Annotated in this window: 6 protein-coding genes; all 6 read right to left on the bottom strand. The window is 62.1% G+C overall.

The genetic code is table 11. The annotated features are described in order from the left end of the window. On the bottom strand, positions 1-303 hold a 303-nt coding region (locus EOA22_RS23095; RefSeq protein WP_245478671.1), incomplete at its 3' end, for a 3-hydroxyacyl-CoA dehydrogenase NAD-binding domain-containing protein. Further along, positions 303-923 (bottom strand): glutathione S-transferase family protein, encoded by a 621-nt coding sequence (locus tag EOA22_RS23090; RefSeq protein ID WP_013529861.1) that lies wholly within the window; start codon positions 921-923, stop codon positions 303-305. The genes EOA22_RS23090 and EOA22_RS23095, both read right to left, overlap by 1 nt. A 26-nt stretch (positions 924-949) precedes the next feature. Next, entirely contained in the window at positions 950-1360 is a 411-nt protein-coding gene (locus EOA22_RS23085; RefSeq protein WP_013529860.1) for a RidA family protein, read from the bottom strand. Positions 1361-1366: 6 nt separating this feature from the next. Next, positions 1367-2524 (bottom strand): hypothetical protein, encoded by a 1158-nt coding sequence (locus EOA22_RS23080; protein WP_013529859.1) that lies wholly within the window; start codon positions 2522-2524, stop codon positions 1367-1369. 55 nt (positions 2525-2579) lie between these two features. Further along, the gene (locus EOA22_RS23075) at positions 2580-3731 is read right to left on the bottom strand and encodes a cupin domain-containing protein (RefSeq protein ID WP_024505127.1); all 1152 of its coding nucleotides are present in this window, start codon (positions 3729-3731) and stop codon (positions 2580-2582) included. Between the two features lie 290 nt (positions 3732-4021). Beyond that, a partial coding sequence (locus tag EOA22_RS23070) for a GMC family oxidoreductase N-terminal domain-containing protein (protein WP_127390239.1) occupies positions 4022-5566 on the bottom strand: 1545 nt, incomplete at its 5' end.

The raw sequence follows: 5566 nt of genomic DNA, 5'->3' as shown, positions 1-5566 counted from the left end.
GATGTCACGATAGGTCTGCGCGTTGATGTCGATATTCTCGGGCACGTTCTCGATCACCAGTTCGGCGCCATCGACGGCCTCGGCGATCGTCTCGACGAAACGCACTTTGCCGGCACCAGTCCCGGGCGCCTCGATGTCGAGACGGTCGAGCACGCCGCCGGCAAGATCGAGCATGCCGCGGGCGCGCTCGATTGCCCCTGGCGAAACGTCATACGCCGTCACATCGAGCCCGCCGCGCGAAAGCCGCGCGGCGATGCCTGGACCCATCGTTCCCAGTCCGATGAGAGCGGCGCGCTTGATCATCATGCGGCCTTTGCGGGAGCAGCAGTGGTTGCCGCCTTGAAGGCCGGCCGAGCGGCGATCGCGGCCACCCAGCGCTCCAGATTGGGCATTGACGGCCGGTCGATCTTGAAGTCGACGCAGCGCTTCAGGATCGGCGCGCAGGCAATGTCGGCAAGGGTCAGCTTGCCGAGCGCCAGGAAGTCCTTGCCGGCCAGGTGGCCGTCGACGATCTTGAGCTGCGCGACAAGGTCCTTCACTTGTTCCTTGTATTCGGCGGTCTGTTCCTCGGGCGTGAGCTTGGCGCCCTTGAAGGCCGCCAGGTAGCCCGGATTGACTGCCGCCAGCAGGAAGTCCATCCAGCGCTCGACCTCGGTCTTTTCCGCCGGCGTGGCGCCATTCAACTGTTCGCCGCCGAATGCCGCGAGATAGCGCAGGATGGTGTTGGACTCCCAGATCACGGTGTCGCCGTCGACCAGCGTCGGCACCTTGGAGGTCGGGTTGAGCGCCTTGTATTCCGCCGTCTGCGTGTTCTCGAACTGGCGGCCATAATCCTCGCGCTTGTAGGACGCTCCCAACTCTTCGAGCATGAAGAGCACCTTCTGGACGTTGCCTGATGTCTGGCGGCCTAACAGCTTGTACATGTCTTCTCCTCGCTAGTGTCCAGGGCCTACTTGCTCGCCGGCAGCGGCTTGTAGACGATGGCGTCCATTTCGATCTTGGTGTTGATGACCGCTTTTGCCTCGACGGTCGTGCGCGCCAGAACGGCGTCGCCGATCCCTTCGAGGAACGCCTTGTTGTAGCGGCCGAAATCGCGCGTATCCTCGAGATAGGTGGTGATCCGCACGACATCCGACAGCGTCGCGCCTTCATGCGCGATGACGCGCGCGATGGTCTTCAGCGTCGCCAGCGTCTCTTCTTCGATCGTGCCGCTGATCATGTTGTTATTCTCGTCTTTCGGCACCTGGCCCGAGACGAAGATGAAATCGCCGGCACGCACCGCCGGATGAAACGGCAGGTTCGGGTTCTTGTTGCCGATGGCGTAGTGGCTGGCGGATTTTCGCGTGCTGTCGCTCAACATATCCCCCTAGAGAACGCTGGTTTCGATGATGTCGACGCCGCGGATGCGATCGATCAGGTAGACGATGCCGCGGTCGTCGATGGTCACGTCGTTGGACGAGGAACGCTCCGCGCCCTCCGGCGCGTCGGGCATGAAATGACCGACTTCCTTTGGCGCGAACGGATCGGCGATGTCGACGAGGCGCAGCCCCTGCGCGAACCACGCAAACGGAATGACGGTTCCATTGAACCGCTCGGAAGGCTGATGGCAGCCGGTCATCTGAGGCTGCGGTGAACCGTCCGTGTCGAGGCCTGGCACCTGGAAGGTCGAGATCGGCAACGGGTTGGTCTCATCAGTGATGTCGTAAATCCAGGTGAAGGCCGGCGGCGATGGCCGAAGCTTGGCGACATCCTCGTCCGCCACCACCATGATGTTGCGGCCTTTGAGCGGCTGTGGAATCGGCAGGCAGGTGTGCGTGGGATGCGGAAAGCTCGGGCTCGAATTGACGTGCGAGACCAGCTTCGGCTTGGTGATGTCCGAAATGTCGAGGATGAACAAGCCATGATGCCAGTAGCTGACATAGAGCCTGTCGCCCATTCGCAGCGGATGGTGACAGCGCGGCGTGACATAGTCGTGCCAAGGATACTCTTCGCCGCCCCCGGTCCACTGGCCCGGTATCCACCAGCGTCCGACCTCGACCGGCTTCGCGGGATCGATCAGGTCGAGGATCATCACGATGTTGCCGACATAACCGTCGGCGGTCGGCGATATGTAGGCGTAACGGCCGTCGAAGTCGTAGCGGTGGACGCCCTTGCCGCCGGTTATCCATTTCGAGATGAGCTTCGGCTGTGCCGGCTTGGTGGTGTCGTAGAGCGCCAGTCCGCCGCCGAAATCAGCCGGGCCGGCGTCGCCAAAGCGCTCGTGGTTGATGATCATCAGTCCGTCCTTGGCGCGCACCTTGTGCGAGTGCCAACCGGGCGGGACATCGATCGTCGTAATTTTGCGCGGATTGCGCGGGTCGGAAATGTCGACCAGCGTCGTGCCGCTCGGCGGCCGCATGTGGCCGATATAAAGGATGTTGCCGTCGACCCAGACCTGACCGCCGCCTGGGCAGTCGACATGGCCGATCTGCTTTGTGTTGAACGCCGAAACCAAATGCATACGCCCTTGCTGCTGAAATTCCATTTCGATGTCCACGCCGCCAATGGCGGCGTGGACATTGCCTGCCGGAGGACCGGAACTAGACGAGACGGAGCAGATCGCCGGCCTGGTTGCGGCCCCAGCGCTTGTAGAGGAGCAGCGCCTTCTGCGTCGGCGCATCGGTGGCGCCGAAGAAGATCACCGGCTCGCTCGACGAGCCGTTGACATGCTCGACCCAGGAACCGCCGGGTATGGCGATGGTGTCGAACTGGTTCCAGTCATAGCGTTTGCCGTCGATGATCGAATGGCCGTTGCCGCGGAACGGCGCCAAGAGCAGGCTGGCGGTCTCGCGCTGCGGCAAGGTCTTCTCGCCGGGGCGCAGCATCTGCACGTAGAAATTGATGGTGTGGAAGACGGGTCCGCCGGTCGTCGGATCGACATAGTCGATGACGATGCCTTCATGGGGGTCGCCATCCCAATCCTTGTGGGCGTCGAGAACCGCTTCCATCTTCTCCCAGCGATAGACATACATCGGCGACGACAGGCCGCCGCCGCGCTTGTGGTCGACGAAACGCGGCATCAGGCCGCCTTCGCCATAGATGCGCTGTGAGTAGTCGCTGGGGTAGCGGGCGGTCTGCACCTTCTTCTCGACTTCCTTGCCGTCGACCATCTCCGTGTATTTGTGATCGAAATGGACGGCATGCAGCGTTTCGACCAGCGGCAGGTCGAGCACCGACAGGTTGACCGCCTGCTCGCCGCCAACGGTGCCATGATTGTGCCAGGCGTCGTTGGGCGTCAGCACCATGTCGCCCGGGCCGAAGACCACGTCTTCGCCCTCGACGCCGGTGAAATTGCCCTTGCCCGTCAGGCCGAAGCGGATGGCGCTCGGCGAGTGCTTGTGCGGCGGCATGATCTCGTCGGGATCGTTCAAGCGGTAGGCGGTGTACATGGTGCTGACCGATGCACGCTTGGGTGCAAGACCGGGATTGACGAGGATCAGCGAACGGCGCTCGCTGTCGTCCATGGTCACCAGTTCGGCGGCGCGCTGGAGCAGGGGCTCGATGTCCGAATAGGACCACACGAAGGGAACGGCTTTCGACGTCGCCATCAACTGCTTGATCTCGTCATGGTCGACGCCTTCCGACGTCGCCCAGAACGGAAACATGTTCTTTGCGTAGAGGGCGTCGTAGAGGCCCTTGAGTGCCGCCTTCTTGTTGGTGAGCACATCGTTAGCTGGTTGCGCCAGGGACATATCGGACACCTCTCGTCACGAAGAAAATACTTCTAACCAACTCAACCGTATTCGCATTGGTTTTGCTCGACAATACCCAAATTGCGAATCTTATAAGTTTTTGGTTGAGGTGCATTTTTGAGTGGCAAATGCCCAGAAATAGGCAGAAACAGCCTAGAAATGCACGGAATTCAGCTCACAATCAGGGCGTGAAACCGCTTCGTCACGGCCATGCTGGCGCGCATGACAGTCCAACCAACGCAGTTTTTCAGTCTCAACCAAAAGACTTTGGTTGTATTCCGGCCGCCTTATCAGGCAGCCACGCTCTGTTGAGCGCGGCTGCGGATCAGATCCGCGGCCTTTTCGGCGATCATGATGACCGCCGCATTGATGTTGCCGCAAACGAGGTCGGGCATGACCGAGGCGTCCACGACACGAAGCCCGGCAATGCCGCGCACCCGCAATTCCGGATCGACCACCGATGCCGCATCGACGCCCATGCGGCACGTGCCGGCCGGATGATGCACGGTGATCGAGGTCTTGCGGATGTGCTCGTCGATCTCTTCGTCGCTCTCGCATTTCGGGCCGGGGAAGAACTCCGCGCCGACGAACGGAGCCATGGACGGCTGGCTGGCAAGGTTGCGTGCAACACGAAAGCCGGCGCGAAGCGACTGCCAGTCGCGCTGCGAGGACAGGAAATTCTGATGGATCAGGGGCGCGGCAACCGGATCGCTCGACGCCAGCTTGACGCTGCCGCGGCTCTCCGGCTGCACCGCAACGATACGGGTCGCAAAGCCGTCGGCGAACGGCGCCTTGAACGGCGACATGTAAGGCCATGCCCCAAGCGGCGCGGCGGTGAAAAGCAGCTGTACGTCCGGCAACGGCCGGCTTGTGTCGCTTTTCAGGAATGCCACGACGCCGCCAGGCACATCTCCCGAAAAGCCCTTTCCGGTGAGATAAGTCCTGACGAAATCCAGCCCGATACGATCGGCCCGCATCATCTTGAGAAACGGTCCAGGCTGTTTGCGCCGATACATCACGATAACCGAAACGTGGTCCTGCAGATTCTTGCCGACTTGCGCACGATCGACCTTCGTCTCGATGCCATGCGCCGCCAGCTCGCCGCTGTCGCCTATGCCTGACAGCATCATCAGCTGCGGCGTGTTGATGACGCCGCCGGCAAGCAGAACTTCGCGCCGCGCCAGAACTTCATGGCTCGCCCCGCCTCTGGTGTAGGCAATGCCGGCTGCGCGGCCATCCCTGAGCAGGATCTTCGTCGCCATCGCGCCGGTCAGCACCTTGACATTGCCGCGCCGCATGGCGGGCCGCAGATAGGCGGTTGCGGTCGAGCAGCGGCGGCCGTTGGCAATTGTCATCTGCAGCCGGCCGAAGCCTTCCTGTATGGCGCCGTTATAGTCATCGGTCTGCGGGTATCCGGCATCACGGCTGGCTGTGGCGAAGGCATCGATCAGTTCGTCCTTGTAGCGGCAGAACTGGGTGTTCAGCGGCCCGCTGCCGCCACGGTACCGGCTTTCGCCCGCTTCCCAGCGCTCCTGCTTCTTGAAGTAGGGCAGCACCTTGTCGAACGACCAGTCCGTCAGGCCGCTTGCCGCCCAGCGATCGTAGTCGCCGCGATTGCCGCGCACATAAGCCATGGCGTTGGTGGAGGAAGAGCCGCCGATGACCTTGCCGCGCGCGCATTCGACCTTGCGGCCGCCGACATTGGCCTCGGGCTCGCAGAAATACATCCAGTCGTGGCGGCGCTCCGTCAGTATCTTGCCCCAGCCGAGCGGGATGTGGATCATCGGATCGCGGTCCCAATCCCCCGCCTCCAACAAAAGCACCGACACGGCAGG

Source organism: Mesorhizobium sp. M7A.F.Ca.US.014.04.1.1, assembly GCF_003998745.1.
GTDB classification, from domain to species: domain Bacteria; phylum Pseudomonadota; class Alphaproteobacteria; order Rhizobiales; family Rhizobiaceae; genus Mesorhizobium; species Mesorhizobium ciceri.
The sequence above is the reverse complement of the archived record's forward strand: the minus strand, read 5'-3'. Positions and strand labels throughout refer to the sequence as shown.